The organism is Tenacibaculum litopenaei (genome assembly GCF_964514025.1).
GTDB classification, from domain to species: Bacteria; Bacteroidota; Bacteroidia; order Flavobacteriales; family Flavobacteriaceae; genus Polaribacter; species Polaribacter litopenaei.
Genome location: NZ_CAZEQT010000005.1, coordinates 36,693 through 53,664, shown reverse-complemented (window position 1 = coordinate 53,664; position 16,972 = coordinate 36,693). Strand labels below are relative to the sequence as shown.

Annotated in this window: 16 protein-coding genes; 14 read left to right on the top strand and 2 right to left on the bottom strand. The window is 39.2% G+C overall.

The features are described 5' to 3' along the window. Positions 1-9: 9 nt before the first annotated feature. Positions 10-1,434: a chromosomal replication initiator protein DnaA gene (gene dnaA / locus ACKTS5_RS07490; RefSeq protein WP_408043242.1), complete on the bottom strand. Its 1,425-nt coding sequence runs from the start codon at positions 1,432-1,434 to the stop codon at positions 10-12. Between the two features lie 171 nt (positions 1,435-1,605). Here dnaA and ACKTS5_RS07485 point away from each other — a divergent pair, with 171 nt between their 5' ends. From ACKTS5_RS07485 to ACKTS5_RS07460, 6 genes are all read left to right on the top strand, one after another. Continuing rightward, entirely contained in the window at positions 1,606-2,019 is a 414-nt protein-coding gene (locus tag ACKTS5_RS07485) for an acyl-CoA thioesterase (RefSeq protein ID WP_408043241.1), read from the top strand. A gap of 6 nt (positions 2,020-2,025) precedes the next feature. Next, positions 2,026-2,601 (top strand): cob(I)yrinic acid a,c-diamide adenosyltransferase, encoded by a 576-nt coding sequence (locus ACKTS5_RS07480; RefSeq protein ID WP_408043240.1) that lies wholly within the window; start codon positions 2,026-2,028, stop codon positions 2,599-2,601. A gap of 95 nt (positions 2,602-2,696) precedes the next feature. Beyond that, on the top strand, positions 2,697-2,918 hold the full coding sequence (locus ACKTS5_RS07475; RefSeq protein WP_408043239.1) for a DUF2795 domain-containing protein: 222 nt from the start codon (positions 2,697-2,699) through the stop codon (positions 2,916-2,918). Positions 2,919-3,042: 124 nt separating this feature from the next. Continuing rightward, positions 3,043-6,396 (top strand): preprotein translocase subunit SecA, encoded by a 3,354-nt coding sequence (gene secA, locus ACKTS5_RS07470; RefSeq protein WP_408043238.1) that lies wholly within the window; start codon positions 3,043-3,045, stop codon positions 6,394-6,396. A gap of 188 nt (positions 6,397-6,584) precedes the next feature. After that, positions 6,585-7,463 carry a UDP-2,3-diacylglucosamine diphosphatase gene (locus tag ACKTS5_RS07465; RefSeq protein ID WP_408043237.1) on the top strand — a complete coding sequence of 293 codons (879 nt, stop codon included), beginning with the start codon at positions 6,585-6,587 and terminating at the stop codon, positions 7,461-7,463. 8 nt (positions 7,464-7,471) lie between these two features. After that, on the top strand, positions 7,472-8,482 hold the full coding sequence (locus ACKTS5_RS07460; RefSeq protein WP_408043236.1) for a glycosyltransferase family protein: 1,011 nt from the start codon (positions 7,472-7,474) through the stop codon (positions 8,480-8,482). Here ACKTS5_RS07460 and ung read toward each other — a convergent pair. Then, entirely contained in the window at positions 8,469-9,134 is a 666-nt protein-coding gene (gene ung, locus ACKTS5_RS07455) for a uracil-DNA glycosylase (protein WP_408043235.1), read from the bottom strand. The genes ACKTS5_RS07460 and ung overlap by 14 nt on opposite strands. A gap of 78 nt (positions 9,135-9,212) precedes the next feature. Here ung and ACKTS5_RS07450 point away from each other — a divergent pair, with 78 nt between their 5' ends. The 8 genes from ACKTS5_RS07450 to ACKTS5_RS07415 all read left to right on the top strand — a co-directional run bounded on the left by ACKTS5_RS07450 (position 9,213) and on the right by ACKTS5_RS07415 (position 16,954). Then, complete coding sequence (locus tag ACKTS5_RS07450) at positions 9,213-11,417, top strand: endonuclease MutS2 (protein WP_408043234.1); 2,205 nt, start codon at positions 9,213-9,215, stop codon at positions 11,415-11,417. A 59-nt stretch (positions 11,418-11,476) separates the two neighbouring features. Further along, the gene (locus ACKTS5_RS07445) at positions 11,477-12,391 is read left to right on the top strand and encodes a helix-turn-helix domain-containing protein (RefSeq protein ID WP_408043233.1); all 915 of its coding nucleotides are present in this window, start codon (positions 11,477-11,479) and stop codon (positions 12,389-12,391) included. A gap of 79 nt (positions 12,392-12,470) precedes the next feature. Then, positions 12,471-12,998 (top strand): nuclear transport factor 2 family protein, encoded by a 528-nt coding sequence (locus ACKTS5_RS07440; RefSeq protein WP_408043232.1) that lies wholly within the window; start codon positions 12,471-12,473, stop codon positions 12,996-12,998. After that, complete coding sequence (locus ACKTS5_RS07435; protein ID WP_408043231.1) at positions 12,982-14,451, top strand: alpha/beta fold hydrolase; 1,470 nt, start codon at positions 12,982-12,984, stop codon at positions 14,449-14,451. The genes ACKTS5_RS07440 and ACKTS5_RS07435 overlap by 17 nt, the downstream gene beginning before the upstream one ends. A gap of 76 nt (positions 14,452-14,527) precedes the next feature. After that, entirely contained in the window at positions 14,528-15,166 is a 639-nt protein-coding gene (locus tag ACKTS5_RS07430; RefSeq protein ID WP_408043230.1) for a CatA-like O-acetyltransferase, read from the top strand. Between the two features lie 51 nt (positions 15,167-15,217). After that, entirely contained in the window at positions 15,218-15,904 is a 687-nt protein-coding gene (locus ACKTS5_RS07425) for a DUF4919 domain-containing protein (RefSeq protein ID WP_408043229.1), read from the top strand. A gap of 4 nt (positions 15,905-15,908) precedes the next feature. Next, positions 15,909-16,538, top strand: coding sequence for a hypothetical protein (locus tag ACKTS5_RS07420; protein ID WP_408043228.1), 630 nt, complete (start codon positions 15,909-15,911; stop codon positions 16,536-16,538). After that, complete coding sequence (locus ACKTS5_RS07415) at positions 16,502-16,954, top strand: hypothetical protein (protein WP_408043227.1); 453 nt, start codon at positions 16,502-16,504, stop codon at positions 16,952-16,954. The genes ACKTS5_RS07420 and ACKTS5_RS07415 overlap by 37 nt, the downstream gene beginning before the upstream one ends. Positions 16,955-16,972: the final 18 nt, after the last annotated feature.

Sequence of the window (16,972 nt, the reverse complement as noted above, 5' to 3'; positions counted from 1 at the left end):
ATATATCGTTTAAAGAGTTAACTTCTTTGTCAAGTCTTCCACGTATTTTTTAAACTGTTTATCGGTCTCTGTCAAGTTATCAACAGTTTTGCATGCATGCAATACTGTAGCGTGATCGCGTTGTCCGATTTGGCTACCGATACTCGCAAGTGACGATTTTGTCATTCTCTTGGCAAAGTACATTGCCAACTGTCTCGCTTGTACGATATGACGCTTACGTGTTTTTGACTGTAAAGTAGCAACGTCCATATCAAAGTATTTCGATACTACTTTTTGTATATAATCAATAGATAATTCCTTTTTGGTATTCTTAACGAACTTATCTACGATTTGTTTTGCCAATTCAATGGTAAACTCCTTTCGGTTAAACGAAGCTTGTGCAATCATCGAAATGATGACTCCCTCTAACTCACGTACGTTTGACTTGATATTCTTGGCGATGTATTCAACAATTTCTTCAGGCATTTCAACACCATCTCTGTACAATTTATTTTGTAAGATAGAAACACGAGTTTCGTAATCTGGTGATTGGAGTTCAGCTGACAACCCCCATTTAAAACGCGACAATAAACGCTGCTCGATATCTTGCATATCAACAGGTGCCTTATCCGAGGTCAGGATCACTTGCTTTCCATTTTGGTGTAAATGGTTAAAGATGTGGAAGAACACGTCTTGTGTACCCGCCTTTCCTGATAAGAATTGAACGTCATCAATAATAAGTACATCTATCATTTGATAGAAGTGAATAAAATCATTACGCGTGTTCGACTTTACAGAATCGATAAATTGCTGTGTAAACTTCTCAGATGAGATGTACAATACCGTTTTATCTGGGTACTTATCTTTGATCTCAACTCCTATGGCGTGTGCAAGGTGAGTTTTACCTAACCCTACTCCACCGTAAATCAACAAGGGGTTGAAAGAAGTTCCTCCAGGCTTATTGGCAACAGCCATACCTGCAGATCGCGCTAATCGGTTTGAATCACCTTCTACAAAATTCAAAAAATTGTAGTTAGGGTTCAATTGAGATTCAATTTTAACCTTTTGTAATCCTGGAATCACAAATGGATTTTTCAATTCTCTCTTCGACTCTAATGGAACAGTAACCTTTTGAGGTTTCAAAGGGTTTCTATTCGAACTTGGAATTTTTACCGTTTGTGGATTATTACTACTATACGTATTTTCCATACGTACATCATACACCAACTTGGCATCGTTTCCAAGTTGTCTTACCAAAGCGACTCTTAGTAATTTGATGTAATGCTCTTCTAACCACTCGTAAAAAAACTTACTAGGTACTTGAATAGTCAAAGCCTCCCCTGACAATTTAATGGGCTTAATCGGCTCAAACCAAGTCTTATATGCCTGTGGCTTGATATTGTCCTTTATAAAGGACAAGCATTCCATCCAAACTGAATCAGCTGTTTTAGTCATATTGGTGAAAAAGGATTAATTTGTTTAATTTTATTTAGATTATAGGGGACTCTAAACTCACTTATTTGGAGGAACAAAAGTGTGAATAATTTTCAGTAAAAAAAAACCAAATCACTATTGATTTTTATTTTTTTTTTGCGTAACGTTAATACTAAATAACAAGAAAAAAACATGTTCTATCAGCATACCAGCACCTTACGTATTCGATACGGTGAAACCGACCAAATGGGCGTGGTTTATCACGGTAATTATGCACAATTCTTTGAAGTCGGACGCACCGAATGGCTACGCCAACAAGGGGTCACTTACAAAGATATGGAAAATTCAGGCATCATTTTACCGGTAATATCCCTACAATGTAATTTTAAAAAATCAGCTTACTACGATGAGTGTATATATATAAGGACTCGCTTAAAGAAATTGCCAACTGTCAAAATTGAATTTGACTATGAAATTATCAACGAAGCAGGCGAGTTATTATGCACGGGAAATACGGTCCTGGCATTCATGGATCGCGCCAAACAAAAACCCATGCGCTGCCCAGAAGAACTCATCGAAAAATTCTCACTAAATACCTTGAACTAACAACACATGAAGATTTATACAAAAACAGGAGACAAAGGAACCACTGCCCTATTCGGAGGTAGCAGAGTTCCAAAACACCATTTGCGCATTGAAAGTTACGGTACTGTCGATGAGCTCAACTCACATATTGGCCTTATTCGCGACTGTGTTGCCGACGAAATACTCCGCGAACAACTCATTAAAATTCAACACGACTTGTTTACCTTGGGAGCGATGCTCGCTACCCCACCAGAGAAAGCTACCTTAAAAAACGGTAAAGACCGATTAAACATACCCAAAATCACCGAAGCCTCAGTGAGCTATTTAGAGACTGCCATGGACGAGATGAATGAAGACTTACCGCAGATGACACATTTTGTATTGCCAGGGGGTCACCCAACCGTGTCATATTGTCATATAGCTCGTTGTGTGTGCCGTCGTGCCGAGCGTTTATCAGTGGCTTTACAGGAAGAAACTGCCGTTGAAGAGACCGTTTTACAATATTTAAACCGACTTTCTGACTACCTTTTTGTGTTGGCACGGAAGTTGACACAGGATTTACAAGCAACGGAAGTTAAATGGATTCCGGAGAAGCTTAACTAAGTTCTTTAATTTACGAAATTAGATTTTATAAAAAAAACTTGACTTTTTAGAAAAAAAAAATTATTTTTGCGAAAATCAAAAAAACCGATAAAGAAATGTATTGGACACTTGAATTAGCATCGTATTTAGCAGATGCACCATGGCCAGCCACAAAAGACGAATTAATTGATTATGCAATTCGTACAGGAGCCCCTCTTGAAGTAGTAGAAAATTTACAGGATATTGAAGATGAAGGTGAAGCATACGATTCAATTATAGAGATTTGGCCTGATTACCCATCAGAAGAAGATTATCTTTGGAATGAAGATGAATATTAGAAAATAACACCCTAAAAAGTCTCTTTACGAGGCTTTTTTTTTGCTTATTTTTAAGCACTTATACTATATCATAAAATATATGTTAGGCATCACCAGATAACTAACTATAAACCAATAAATTAAAATGAGTATCTTAAATTCGATCATAAAGATGTTTGTTGGAGACAAACAACAAAAAGACCTGAAATTACTTCAACCTATCGTTGAAAAAGTAAAGATGTATGAAGACCAGCTTGCGAGTTTGTCTCACGATGAGCTGCGTGCTAAAACTGTCGAATTTAAGCAAAAAATTCAGGAGGCTACTGCGCCTTTTGACAATCAAATTGCTGAATTAGAAACCAAAATTATCGATGCAGACATCGATATGCAAGAAGAATTGTACACTCAAATTGACAAGTTAAAAGACGAAGCCTACGAAGCTTCAGAACTTGTTTTACAAGATATCATGCCAGAGGCTTTTGCCGTTGTTAAAGAAACGGGAAAGCGCTTTGCTTCTAATCCAGAAGTAGAGGTTACCGCTACTCCATTTGACAGAGAGCTTTCAGGTACCCACGAACACATTCGCCTCGAAGGAGACAAGGCATTTTGGGCCAATTCATGGGATGCTGCCGGAAAAGCAGTGACCTGGGATATGGTGCACTACGACGTACAGTTAATTGGTGGATCTGTTTTACATCAAGGTAAAATTGCTGAGATGATGACGGGAGAAGGGAAAACCTTAGTATCTACCCTACCTGTATATTTAAATGCCCTTTCAGGTAAAGGAGTTCACGTAGTAACCGTAAATGATTACTTAGCAAAACGTGACCGCGCTTGGATGGCTCCAATTTTTGAATTCCACGGATTAAGTACGGATTGTATTGATTTCCACCAACCGAATTCAGAAGCTCGTAGAAAAGCCTATAATGCGGACATTACCTACGGAACCAACAATGAATTTGGTTTTGACTACCTCCGTGACAATATGGCCAACTCAAAAGAAGATTTAGTGCAACGCGCACCGAACTACGCTATTATTGACGAGGTCGATTCTGTATTGATTGACGATGCGAGAACACCGTTGATTATTTCAGGAGCTGTGCCACTAGGAGATCGTCACGAATTTAATGAGTTAAAGCCTTTAGTAGCCGACTTAGTAACCCTGCAAAATAAATATTTAGTAGGAGTATTAGCAGAAGCTAAAAAATTACTCAAGGAAGGAGATACTAAAGAAGGAGGTTTCTTACTGTATCGCGTATACCGCGGTTTGCCTAAAAACAAAGCTTTAATTAAGTTCTTATCACAAGAGGGAATTAAGCAAATTCTACAAAAAACTGAAAACTACTACATGCAAGACAACAACAAGCTCATGCCTGAAGTGGATGCAGAATTGTGGTTTACCGTAGAAGAGAAGAACAGTCAAATTGATTTAACTGACAAAGGTATTGCTCACCTATCAGCTGTCACCAATAACAATACGTTCTTCGTATTACCAGATATCAGTGTAAAAGTTGGTGAAATTGAATCAAGCGATAACAGCCCAGAACAAAAGGCTGAATTAAAAGAAGAATTGTACCGCGACTTTAGTGTAAAAAGTGAGCGTATCCATACGATGAATCAATTATTGAAAGCTTATACTGTTTTCGAGAAAGATATTCAATACGTAGTTATGGATAACAAGGTAATGATCGTTGACGAGCAAACTGGACGTATCATGGATGGACGCCGTTACTCAGATGGTCTTCACCAAGCAATTGAAGCTAAAGAAAGCGTAAAAATTGAAGATGCTACGCAAACCTTTGCTACAGTAACCTTACAAAATTACTTCAGAATGTACCGCAAATTATCAGGAATGACTGGTACCGCAATTACAGAAGCTGGGGAATTTTGGGAAATTTACAAATTGGATGTAGTAGAAATTCCTACCAACCGTCCAATTGCTAGAGATGACAAGCAAGATTTAGTGTATAAAACTACCCGTGAAAAATACAATGCCGTTATTGACGATGTTGTGAAATTAGTAAACGAAGGTCGTCCTGTATTAGTAGGTACTACTTCTGTTGAAATTTCGGAATTACTTGGACGTATGTTACAAATGCGTAAAATTCCTCACAATATCTTAAATGCGAAACTACACAAAAAAGAAGCGGACGTCGTTGCGGAAGCAGGAAAGCCTGGACAGGTAACTATCGCGACAAACATGGCGGGACGTGGAACGGATATTAAACTTTCTGACGAGGTTAAAGCCGCAGGTGGTTTAGCTATTATCGGTACAGAGCGTCACGATTCACGTCGTGTTGACCGTCAGTTAAGAGGTCGTGCAGGACGTCAGGGAGACGTAGGTTCTTCTCAGTTCTACGTAGCCTTAGACGATCACCTAATGCGTTTGTTTGGTTCGGAAAGAATTGCAAAAATGATGGACCGCATGGGATTACAAGAAGGTGAAGTTATCCAGCACTCAATGATTTCTAAATCGATTGAACGCGCTCAGAAAAAAGTTGAGGAAAACAACTTCGGTATTCGTAAACGCTTATTAGAATACGATGACGTGATGAACGCTCAACGTGAATTTGTTTACAAACGCCGTAGACACGCCTTAGATGGACAACGCTTACAAATCGATATCGCAAACATGATTTACGATACCTGTGATGTGATTGTTAGAGCCAACAAAGGAACCAACAACTTCCAAAATTTCGAATTTGAGTTGATTCGTTTCTCATCGATGACTTCTCCTTTCTCAGAAGAAGAATTCAAAACTGGAGATGAACAAGCCTTAATAGACAAGTTGTATAAAATTGTTTCTGAACACTACCAAAACGATGCAGAGCGCAATGCAACTCAGGCATTCCCAGTGATCAAAAACGTTTTTGAAACAGAAGGTGACCGCTATGTAAACATTTTAGTTCCTTTTACCGATGGTACCAAAACACTCCAAGTAGTGACCAACTTAAAGGAAGCCTATGAGACAGAAGGTAAATCGCTCGTTCGAGATTTTGAGAAAAACATCACACTTGCGATCATCGATGAAAACTGGAAAGATCACTTGCGTAAGATGGACGAGTTAAAACACACCTCTCAAAACGCTTCGTACGAGCAAAAAGATCCTTTATTAGTATACAAGTTTGAAGCATTTGAATTGTTCCAAACAACGATTGATAAAATCAACAAAGAGGTGCTTTCTTTCCTTTTCAAAGGGAAATTACCAACTTATGATGAGTCACAGATTTCAGAGGCTGAAGAACAACAACAAGAAGCCTTAGAGTTGCATAAAGACGAAGTTCAGAATTCAACGCAGCAGGCAATTAGCCAAGCTCGTCAGCAACAAACGCAGCAAGAACAACCCGTTATTGAAACTGTAATTCGCGAGCAACCAAAAATTGGAAGAAACGAACGCGTTACGATCAAAAACATCAGAACAGGTGAAGAGAAAGAAGTTAAATTCAAACAAGCAATCCCTCTTTTAGAAGAAGGTACTTGGGTACTTTACAACCACTAGTCACCAATTCACATACGATACAAAGCCCGGTTTTTACCGGGCTTTTTACTTTTATATAACACTGAACTTACAGTAGGGTAATTATTTGATTACCAATTATTGATAATTACATTTCACAGTCAAAACATAGGCCAACTACCTTTGTTAAGGTATCCATACTGAATATTTTCATTCCTTAAACAGTACCTATGACCAACCTTAGAAAGCGAAAATTAGAGATAGCTGTAATATCAGATGTACATTTAGGCACCTTCGGGTGCAGAGCAACTGAGCTCAACAATTACCTCAAAACCATCGATCCCGAAATTCTAATTCTGAACGGAGATATCATTGATATATGGCAATTTAACAAACGTTACTTTCCCAAACCACATTTAAAGGTTATTAAACAATTAATGAGTTTTATAACCTCTGGGACCAAAGTCTATTACATTACGGGGAATCACGATGAAACACTCCGAAAATTCAAAGGATTTCGATTGGGGAGCTTTGAAATTGTCAATAAAGTAGTTTTGAATATCGATGGTAAAAAAGCATGGTTTTTTCACGGGGACGTTTTCGATGTCACCATGCAGCATTCTAAGTGGTTGGCCAAACTAGGAGGCGTGGGTTACGACACCCTCATCATGATTAACACCGCCGTCAACTGGATTAGTGAAAAGCTAGGCTACGGACGTCTGTCCTTTTCAAAAAAAATTAAAAATAGCGTAAAAAGCGCTGTAAAGTTTATCAATGACTTCGAGACCACGGCGTCTGATATTGCCATTGAGGAAGGCTATGATTACGTAGTATGCGGCCACATTCATCAGCCCGAAATGAAACGCATTGAACGCGAAAATGGAACGACCATGTACCTCAACTCCGGTGACTGGATAGAGAATTTGACAGCCTTAGAGTACCAGCATCAACGCTGGAGTCTCTACGAGTACGAAAAGGACGAACTCGCTCAAAAACCTCACCTCAACCAACAGGTAAACGACCTTGAACTCGTCAGTGTAGAAAGTAACAACGCTCAACTATTTGCAGCGTTACTCGCCGAATTTAACATTACAAAACACCATAAATAAACGCCCTTATGAAGATTTTATACGCCATTCAAGGTACGGGAAATGGGCACGCTAGTAGAGCCATCGAAATCATCCCCTACCTCCAACAAAAAGCAGACGTTGATGTATTGATTAGCGGGTATCAATGTGAACTTGATTTTCCTTTTGACATCAACTATAAAATGTATGGTTTGAGTTTTATTTTTGGAAAAAAGGGAGGCATCGATTTTTCTCAAACGCTGAAAAAACTTCGGCTTAAAACACTCTATCAAGAAATAAAATCACTCCCCGTAAAAGAGTACGATTTGGTGATCAATGATTTTGAACCCGTTTCAGCTTGGGCTGCAAAAATCAACAATGTTCCCATTATTTCTCTAAGTCATCAAAATGCTGTACTCGATGAGAACGCACCAAAATTTGGGGTTTATAAAATTGAGCGCTTACTATTAAAGTACTACGCTCCTGCCCGAATCAAATTCGGTTTTCATTTCAAACCCTATTCTTCGGCAATATTCACACCGATTATTCGAAAGCAAATCCGCTATCGAAACAGCACCAACAAAGGACATTACACCGTTTACTTGCCCGCCTACAGCGATAAAAAAATCATCAAGGTCCTCTCCGAAATTAGCCAAGTTAAATGGGAAGTATTTTCCAAGCATACAGACAAACACAAATACAAAAACAATATTACCATACGTCCAATTAACGGATCTGATTTTATTAAGAGTATTGCTACCTCTGCAGGAGTGCTCTGTGGCGCAGGTTTTGAAACCCCGGCAGAAGCTCTTTTTTTAGGAAAGAAGCTGTTAGTTATCCCAATGAAAAATCAATACGAACAGCAATGCAATGCCTTGAGTTTACAAGAAATGGGAGTTCCCGTACTTAAAAAATTCAATAAAAAACAGTATCAAAAAATCGCGCAGTGGATTAAATCAACGGAAACTGTCTCAGTACACTACCCAGACTGTACCGAAGATATATTAGCAGCCATCACCCTTCCGTTTTACAACCAAACTATATTACCTACCATTGTATAGGGGAAAGATTGCGCTGTTCGAGCGCTCTATTGGCCGACGAAAAGTGTTTATTACCAAACCAAAACCCGCGATTTGCACTCAAGGGAGAAGGATGTCCTGCTTCAAGTACCGTATGTTTTGAAGTCGCAATCTTTCTTCCTTTCTTCTTTGCATACCCTCCCCACAACATAAATACCAGTCCTTCCTTTTCTTCTGAAAGCTTAGCAATCACAGCATCGGTAAACTGTTCCCAGCCTTTGCGTTGATGACTTCCGGCCTCACCTTCTCTCACTGTAAGTGTAGCATTTAGCAACAGTACTCCTTGTGAAGCCCAAGACGATAAATCACCCGAAGCTGGATACAACTGATTCGTATCGACGGTCAATTCTTTAAAAATATTTACGAGTGATGGTGGATGCTTAATTCCATCGTGCACAGAAAAACACAGACCGTTTGCTTGTCCTTGACCGTGGTAAGGGTCTTGCCCTAAAATAACGACCTTTACTTCCGAGAAAGAGCAATGCTGAAATGCCGCAAAAATCTCCTCTTCTGGAGGAAAACAACGCTGATGTTCGTATTCGTGTGCTACAAATTGACGCAGTTCCTCAAAATACGGCTTTTCGAACTCCTCTTTTAAAACATTTTTCCAGCTATCCTCTATTTTTAGCTCCATAGTTTGTTATTTTTGTGCACCCTAGCAAATGTAGACGTCAAACGTCGGTTAGGCCTTAATTTTAATCAAAAATAAACATTGAAAACTGTAATTACCGATAAAACTTTACAAGATTTAGAATTCACGACTGTTCTCGAACAAATTGCTACCTATTGCCTTTCGGGCTTGGGAAAAGAACGCGTACTTCAAATTCGACCGTTTACGGATTATAAGCAGCTTTTTTTTGAGCTCGCTCTCGTAAACGAATATTTGAGTTCGTTTGTCAATGAAAACAGAATACCGAATCACGGGTTTGATAACATTACAGAACATATCAAAAGATTAGCTATAGAAAACAGCTTTTTAGAAGCTGAAGCATTTTTACAACTCGCTACTACCAGTAGCACAGTAAACGAGCACATCAAATTTTTTGACAAGTTCAAAGAATACTATCCAAAATTAGCCGAATTAACAGGGGAAATCCCCTTGACTAACGATATTATTACTGCAATTCAACGCGTGGTCACTTCTTATGGTGAAATTCACGACAACGCCTCTCCTGCCCTAAAACAAATTAGAAGGGATATTAAAGGGGTTCGCGGTAAAATATCAGAGAGCTTTTCTAGAGCCCTCAGCCGAAGTCACAGCAATGGATACTTAGATGATATCAAAGAAACCATTGTCGACAATCAACGTGTATTGGCCGTACTCGCCATGCACAGACGAAAGGTTCAAGGAAGCCTCATGGGATCGTCCAAATCAGGAAATATCGTTTATATAGCTCCACAGGCTACGTTGAGTTTTAGCCGAGAGTTACAAAATCTCCTCTACGAAGAAAAGCAAGAAATTGTGAGAGTACTGAGGAGCCTAGCAGAAGAAATACGTCCTTATACGGCACTGCTCGACGAATACCTAAAATACCTTGTCCACATCGATAGCATTCGCGCAAAAGCGACCTATGCACATGAAATAAACGGGTTATTACCCACCATTCGCAAAGACAAAAAACTGTTGTTACGCGATGCCTACCACCCTATTTTGTGGAAGAAGAACAAAGCTCAGGGAATTACCACAATTCCGCAGACCATTACACTGCATCCAAAGCAACAGATCATCGTTATATCTGGTCCTAATGCCGGCGGTAAAAGTATTACGCTAAAAACCATTGGGCTCTTGCAATTAATGTTGCAAAGTGGGATGCTCATACCGGTTCACGAACGCAGTGAAACAACGTTGTTTTCAAATATCCTAACAGATATCGGAGACAATCAGAGTATCGAAAACCAGTTGAGTACCTATAGCTACCGATTAAAGAACATGCGTTCATTTTTAAAAAAATGCAACGACCGAACACTTTTCTTAATCGATGAATTTGGAACCGGATCTGATCCGGAATTAGGAGGTGCCTTGGCTGAAATTTTCTTGGAAGAATTCTATGAGAAAAAAGCATATGGAATCATTACAACACATTACGCGAATTTAAAAGTATTAGCTAATGAATTAGAGAATGTGACCAATGCGAATATGCAATTCGACGAACGCAGCTTAGAACCTCTTTACAAATTGTTTATCGGGCAAGCAGGAAGTTCGTTCACCTTTGAAGTAGCTCAGAAAAATGGAATTCCATTTAGTTTAATCAACAGAGCTAAAAAACGTGTTGAAAACGAAAAAATTAGACTGGATAAAACCATTTCTAAACTTCAAAAAGAACGCAATCGCTTACAAAAGACCTCTGATAATTTGGAAAAACAACAATCCAAAGAGCAGGAACAATTGGAGAGCTTGCAACAAAAAGAACTCAAAATCCGAGAAAAACTCGAAGGATTCCAAGAGCTTTACGATAATAATCAACGCATGTTGAGCCTAGGAAGAACCATTAACGAGTTGCTAAACAAGTATTTTCAGACCAACAACAAAAAAGAGTTGTCTACTGGTTTCTTTAAATGGGTAGCTGCGGAAAAAACAAAATACACCAAAAAAAATCCGCCTAAAAAGAAAACCAAAACCGAAAAGAAACAAGACAAAATTGCCGAACAAAAACAACAGGCAACGATCAAGCAAGTAGAAAAAGAAGTACTGCAAAAAGTTGTTAAGGTTCGTGAGGAAAAGAAAAAAGAGGCTGCCATAGAAGCACAAAAACGAGCTGCCTATGTGTATAAGATTAACGACAGAGTTCGATTAATCGATGGTAATGCAGTGGGAACTATTGATAAAATTGAAAAGAATACCGTATTTATCAACTACGGTTTGTTTACCACCAAAGCCAAAATAGAACAATTAGAACTCGTTCAAAAAGCAAAATAACGAGCTCCTTATAAAACCCAATAGCTTGCCAGTAAAATTCATCGTATATTGAACTTTGTATGAAGCATTTTAAATCTATCGATGACTACTGTCAAGCTATTTGCATTCCCGCTCCCAAGCATCCCTACTTCGATATACGAAGTTTTGAAGAAAACATGCCAACGGTTGTTGCTCAAATGCCTTCTTTTAAGCATGAATTTTATGCCATAGCCATCAAAATTGAAGGTGGAGGAACCGTTACTTCAGGTGTACATCAGCAACTTCCTAAGGGCGCCAGTGTTTTTTTTAACACTCCTTTCCAAGTACTTTCTTGGGATATTATCCCCGATTGGCAAGGATACTACCTCATGTTTACCAAAGAGTTTATCGCTCAATCTCAATACCTACAATCGCTGTTACACGAGTTTCCCTTTTTAAAGATTGACACCTCTCAACCCTTTAAGGTCTTTCCTCACGAAATTCAGCGATTGCTTCATATTTACGAAGGCATACACAGAGAATACCAGCACCTACAACCCGACTCTCTCCGTATTATAGAAAGCCAGGTGCTCGTATTGCTAAATTATGTAAAACGGTATTTTACGCGACAATTCGATGCCCGTGAAGCCCAAAATGCGATTAGAAAAGCTGACATTAACCTGCTTTCTCGTTTCCAACACCTACTCGAAGCGGCTTTTTACAAGGAAAGTCTTAGCGATCAAAAAACACACTCTCCCAGTTTTTATGCCGATCAGCTCGCAGTGCACACCAACCACTTGAATGCCATACTTAAACAAATAACAGGCAAAACGACAAAAAATCACATACACCTACACCTACTCGGTTTAGCCAAGTCAAAACTAATTCACAGTAATTTGAGTATTAAGGAAATTGCTTACGAATTGCACTTCGAATCTCCGAATAGATTTAGTAGTTTTTTCAAAAAAATGACCGATACTACCCCAAACAAATACAGAAAACAACAGGTTCTTTGATTTCTGTACTTTTCACTTTGATTCTGTAAATTAAGACTTCTGGAGTTATGAGACCTTTGTATTGTTCAACAAAGACAATATGAAACAGCTCTTAATTTTATTCATAGGACTGAATTGCCTCACGGCAAAACATCCTGAAACACCAGAAGAAAACATGTATCCATTAAGCAACCCTGTACAAACCGTTACCGACCTTTTTATCGCAACTGACCGAGGAGACTGGAATACACTCCACCAACTATTCGCTCCAGAGGTACGCCTTGATTATTCATCTATGAACGGGCAACCAGCGCAAATACTCACTCCAAAAGCCATCAGTTCGGCTTGGAAATCTATTTTACCCGGTTTTGAATACACGCACCATCAAATCGGAAACTTTAATTCCAAAAGTACCGAAACCACTGCGAAGGTGTTTTGTTATGGAACAGCACAGCACTACCTTTCAGACCCACAGGGCTCAGTGTGGACTGTGGTTGGAAGCTACGATTTCGAATTACAATTGATCCATAAAGAATGGCGCATTACGGCCATGACTTTCCATTACAAATTTCAAACGGGAAACAGTTCATTAATTAAAAAAGCACAAGAACATGCAAAAACTCACTAAGTTATCACTGGTAGCGTCAGTCCTACTCTGGTGCTACTCTTGTCAGACTCCACAGTCCAGTAGTACGCCTCCCCACAAAGCTACCTCAGCTGCGATGAAAATTGCTACCCGTAATAAAACGACTGTGACGAATTTTTTTACAGCACTCGAAACTAAGAATCTCGAGAAACTCGTTTCGCTATTCGCCGACGATGCGCAGCACATTAATCCGTATCATTCGGATATATTTCCCAGAGGGGCCATCGGTAAAGAGGAAATAGCATCTTACTGGAAACCTGTCTTTCCTGCAATTAACTCTATGCGTTTCGTCATTGAAGAAATGTATACGCTGGAATCACCAACCAGCCTTTTTGTCAAGTTTAAAGGCGCCATTGATTTTCTGAATACTACAGATGTGTATACCAATCAATACTATGCGACTTTTACTTTTAACAGTCGTGGAGAAATATTAGAATACGTTGAAATTTTTAACCCCATACCTGCGGCTAAAGCTTTTGGCTTGTCCGTAGCTACTAAAACCTCAAACACTATGAAACAACAAATAATCCCAGTCCAATTTAACAGTGAAGGACTACGTATCAAAGGAAATTTATTTTTACCTAAGAACTATGAAAAAGGAAAAAAATACCCAACCATTATTTCAGTTGGAAGTTGGACAACGGTAAAAGAGCAAATGGCCGGATTGTATGCCAAGCGTTTTGCTGAGCAAGGATTTATCAGCTTGGTCTTTGACTTTAGAAATTTTGGTGAAAGTGAAGGATTACCAAGAGCATGGGAAAATCCAACCATGAAAATCAAAGACATACAAAACGCTGTAAGCTTCTTGCAAACACTACCCGAAGTAGCTGCTGACAACATTGGAATCTTTGGTGTTTGTGCAGGGTCTATGTACGCCTTAATGGCAACCGCTGAAACCCCTAGCATTAAAGCGGTAGCAACAACGGCTTCTTGGTTACACGACGCCGAGGCTGTCACCCTATTTTACGGAGGTGAAGCCGGAGTTCAAGAAAAGATTAAAGCTGCACAACGAGCGAAAAAACACTACGCCGAAACAGGTGACATTGCGTATATCAAGGCCATCTCAACTACCGATTCCACGGCTGCCATGTACGGAGAGTTTGACTACTACCTCAACCCTTCACGAGGAGCCGTCAAGCAATGGGATCCCAATCAGTTTGCGCTAGCGAGTTGGGAAGACTGGCTTACTTTGGACCCCTTTCCATCGGCAGCTCAAATACAGCAACCCGTTTTAATGATTCATTCTGATGGTTGTGTACTACCAGACTATACCAAAAAGTATTTTGAAGAGCTCCAAAGTAGTGACAAAGAACTGTTATGGGTACCTACAACACTAGCATCCCCTATGCATCAATTCAACTTTTATGATCAAGAACCAGAAGTGAGCTTGGCCGTAGAAAAAACCAGTAAATTTTTTCATCAAAAACTGCGTTAAAATAACAGCAACTCGTCGAGTTGCTGTTTTTGTATTCATTTATAATCTCTATTTTTACAGCAAAGAAAATCACCTGATGAACACCCCTAAAAAAATTGACATTAGCACATGGAACCGTCGTGAAATTTTTAATTTCTTCAAAGATTTTGACGAACCCTTTTACGGTCTTACAGTCAATGTTACCTGTACCAAAGCATTTGAATATTGCAAAGCCACTACCTGCTCTTTCTTCTTGTACTATTTACACGCCTCATTGAAAGCTATCAACCAAACAACGGCCTTTAAATACCGTATCAAAGAAGATGCTGTATATCTTTACGAACAAATAAATGCCTCTCCAACCATAGACAAACCCGATGGAACTTTTGGTTTTTCCTATATGAATTACCATCCCGATTTCGAAGAATTTCAGAAAATTGCTAATCTGGAAATAGACCGCGTTCGAGGTAGAGCCCCATTAATCCCTGCTGTGGGTGGTGAAAATGTAGTCCATTTCTCTTCTTTGCCATGGATAAAATTTACGTCCTTATCACATGCGCGACACTATGCTTACAAAGACAGTTGCCCGAAAATTTCCTTTGGAAAAGTATTTGAAACTAATGGCCAATTAGAAATGCCCGTGTCTATTCACGTACATCACGCCCTGGTTGACGGTAAAGAAGTTAGTCAGTTTATTGATCTATTTCAAAAACTACTAGAAACTCCACCTTACTAAATAATTAGGCATACTATTTGATGCCTATTTGACAATAAAAAAAATAACACTATGAAAAAACTACTACTGCTTTTAGTACTCATGAGCAGCAACATCTCAATGGCTCAAGAACAAGGCTTTACCAAACCCGACTATAACGGTATTCGCAAAGCAATTCAACAACCAAACACTCCCCTATTCTATAAAAGACTCATGGAGCGCTTTCACGAGGGAGACAGCAGTATGACCTTGCAACAAAAAAGACATTTGTATTACGGATTTATTCATCAAACCCATTATCGACCTTACCACCGTTCTGAATACGGGGACAGTCTTCGACAAGTAGTGAAAACTATCAAAGAATTGATACCTCTACAAAACAAAATCCTCAAATACACTGACGCTATGCTCCAAGAGAATCCATTTGACTTACAGGCAATCACCTACCAAATGAATTTGCTAGACGTACTCGGTAAAACACAGACTTTAAACAAAAGGCGAGCGCAAATGCACATTATTTTCGATGCCATCGTTAGTACAGGAGACGGGAAATCCAAAGAAACTGCTTATTACGTAATCTTTGCGGCACATGAATACGCGCTCCTATCCGCTCTGGGCTATGACTTCGGAGGTTTACAAAGACTTACTCGTCCCTGCGATTATTTACAACTAGCCGAAAACGACGAAGGGATTACGGGGCTCTATTTCAACATCGCTCCTTGCTTAGATCATTTGAGAGCCATGTTCAAAAAGGATTAAGCTCATGATAAAAAAACGAGTCATCCTAGGCTGTCTTCTATTATCACTGAGTTCTTGCCGTCTCTTTTTCGAATCACAGGTAAGCATGCGACGTTTTAATAATGACTTGACCAACACCCATAGAAAGTTAGAAAAACCTGTACTAATCTCTCTGATATACGAACCCAAAATAAATATCCATATCGATCGAGAACAGGGAGAGTTTCTCCAAAAAGTGGATAGTAGCTTTATTAAAGCCTTCCCGAGTAAACTCATGAATGCGTTGAAAGATGTAAATATCATTCCATCTGAAACTGGAAAACCTCAACACACCATTTATATAAGCGAGCTAATACTCAGCGAAGCTACCTTTGAAGGTACTGATTCTAACCATGAAACAACTACTGAATTAGCTGTTGAACTGTTACTTTCGGGCTATATACACGATGTAAAAACTGGGCAAAACCAACCGGTGAAAGCCTACCTACACACGCAAACTCATTCAGGAAGTTCTTTAATGATGGAGGCACTTTTTAACGACACCACCAATTATCGTAAAAACGACAGCTATACCGCGGGTACTGCTGAAAATAATCTCATAAAACTCTTTGCTAGAAAATGCGCTTCAAAACTATCCTCATCACCTTCATACTGACACAGCTATTCGTCGCTTGCTGCGGCCAAAAGAATTTGATGTTAAGTAACGGACCTCACGATTATAAAATTGTGCGAAGTTATCGCATAAAGCGGATTGCACATAAAGATACGCTGGCTAATACGTCGTATATATATCGACAAGTACCCCTTAGTAAAAGTCATTTTATATACCAGAATTTTCAGACGTATTACCGTTTTCAAAACGATAAGGAAGTACTGCGTTTTGAAGTACTAGATGGTGAAACTGTAAATCTAGATCTGCTAAAACCTGTGGCCATTGGTGAAAATGGCTCCTGTCGACTCAGTTTTGTATCGGAACAACGCTATTTCAAAGTACTCCGTGAGCATCCCGACAGTCTAACACTCCACAATACAGATAAAAATACTTGGCACGTGCTGAGTAAAATCCATTAAAAAAGCCCTGGCTATTAC

What these genes read in the sequence shown, in the direction of transcription:
- ACKTS5_RS07420 (WP_408043228.1), top strand. Translation starts at nt 15,909, where the DNA reads ATGATAAAAAAACGAGTCATCCTAGGCTGTCTTCTATTATCACTGAGT.
- ACKTS5_RS07460 (WP_408043236.1), top strand. Translation starts at nt 7,472, where the DNA reads ATGAAGATTTTATACGCCATTCAAGGTACGGGAAATGGGCACGCTAGT.
- ACKTS5_RS07440 (WP_408043232.1), top strand. Translation starts at nt 12,471, where the DNA reads ATGAAACAGCTCTTAATTTTATTCATAGGACTGAATTGCCTCACGGCA.
- secA (WP_408043238.1), top strand. Translation starts at nt 3,043, where the DNA reads ATGAGTATCTTAAATTCGATCATAAAGATGTTTGTTGGAGACAAACAA.
- ACKTS5_RS07480 (WP_408043240.1), top strand. Translation starts at nt 2,026, where the DNA reads ATGAAGATTTATACAAAAACAGGAGACAAAGGAACCACTGCCCTATTC.
- ACKTS5_RS07415 (WP_408043227.1), top strand. Translation starts at nt 16,502, where the DNA reads ATGCGCTTCAAAACTATCCTCATCACCTTCATACTGACACAGCTATTC.
- dnaA (WP_408043242.1), bottom strand. Translation starts at nt 1,434, where the DNA reads ATGACTAAAACAGCTGATTCAGTTTGGATGGAATGCTTGTCCTTTATA.
- ACKTS5_RS07465 (WP_408043237.1), top strand. Translation starts at nt 6,585, where the DNA reads ATGACCAACCTTAGAAAGCGAAAATTAGAGATAGCTGTAATATCAGAT.
- ACKTS5_RS07425 (WP_408043229.1), top strand. Translation starts at nt 15,218, where the DNA reads ATGAAAAAACTACTACTGCTTTTAGTACTCATGAGCAGCAACATCTCA.
- ACKTS5_RS07485 (WP_408043241.1), top strand. Translation starts at nt 1,606, where the DNA reads ATGTTCTATCAGCATACCAGCACCTTACGTATTCGATACGGTGAAACC.
- ACKTS5_RS07435 (WP_408043231.1), top strand. Translation starts at nt 12,982, where the DNA reads ATGCAAAAACTCACTAAGTTATCACTGGTAGCGTCAGTCCTACTCTGG.
- ACKTS5_RS07475 (WP_408043239.1), top strand. Translation starts at nt 2,697, where the DNA reads ATGTATTGGACACTTGAATTAGCATCGTATTTAGCAGATGCACCATGG.
- ACKTS5_RS07445 (WP_408043233.1), top strand. Translation starts at nt 11,477, where the DNA reads ATGAAGCATTTTAAATCTATCGATGACTACTGTCAAGCTATTTGCATT.
- ung (WP_408043235.1), bottom strand. Translation starts at nt 9,134, where the DNA reads ATGGAGCTAAAAATAGAGGATAGCTGGAAAAATGTTTTAAAAGAGGAG.
- ACKTS5_RS07430 (WP_408043230.1), top strand. Translation starts at nt 14,528, where the DNA reads ATGAACACCCCTAAAAAAATTGACATTAGCACATGGAACCGTCGTGAA.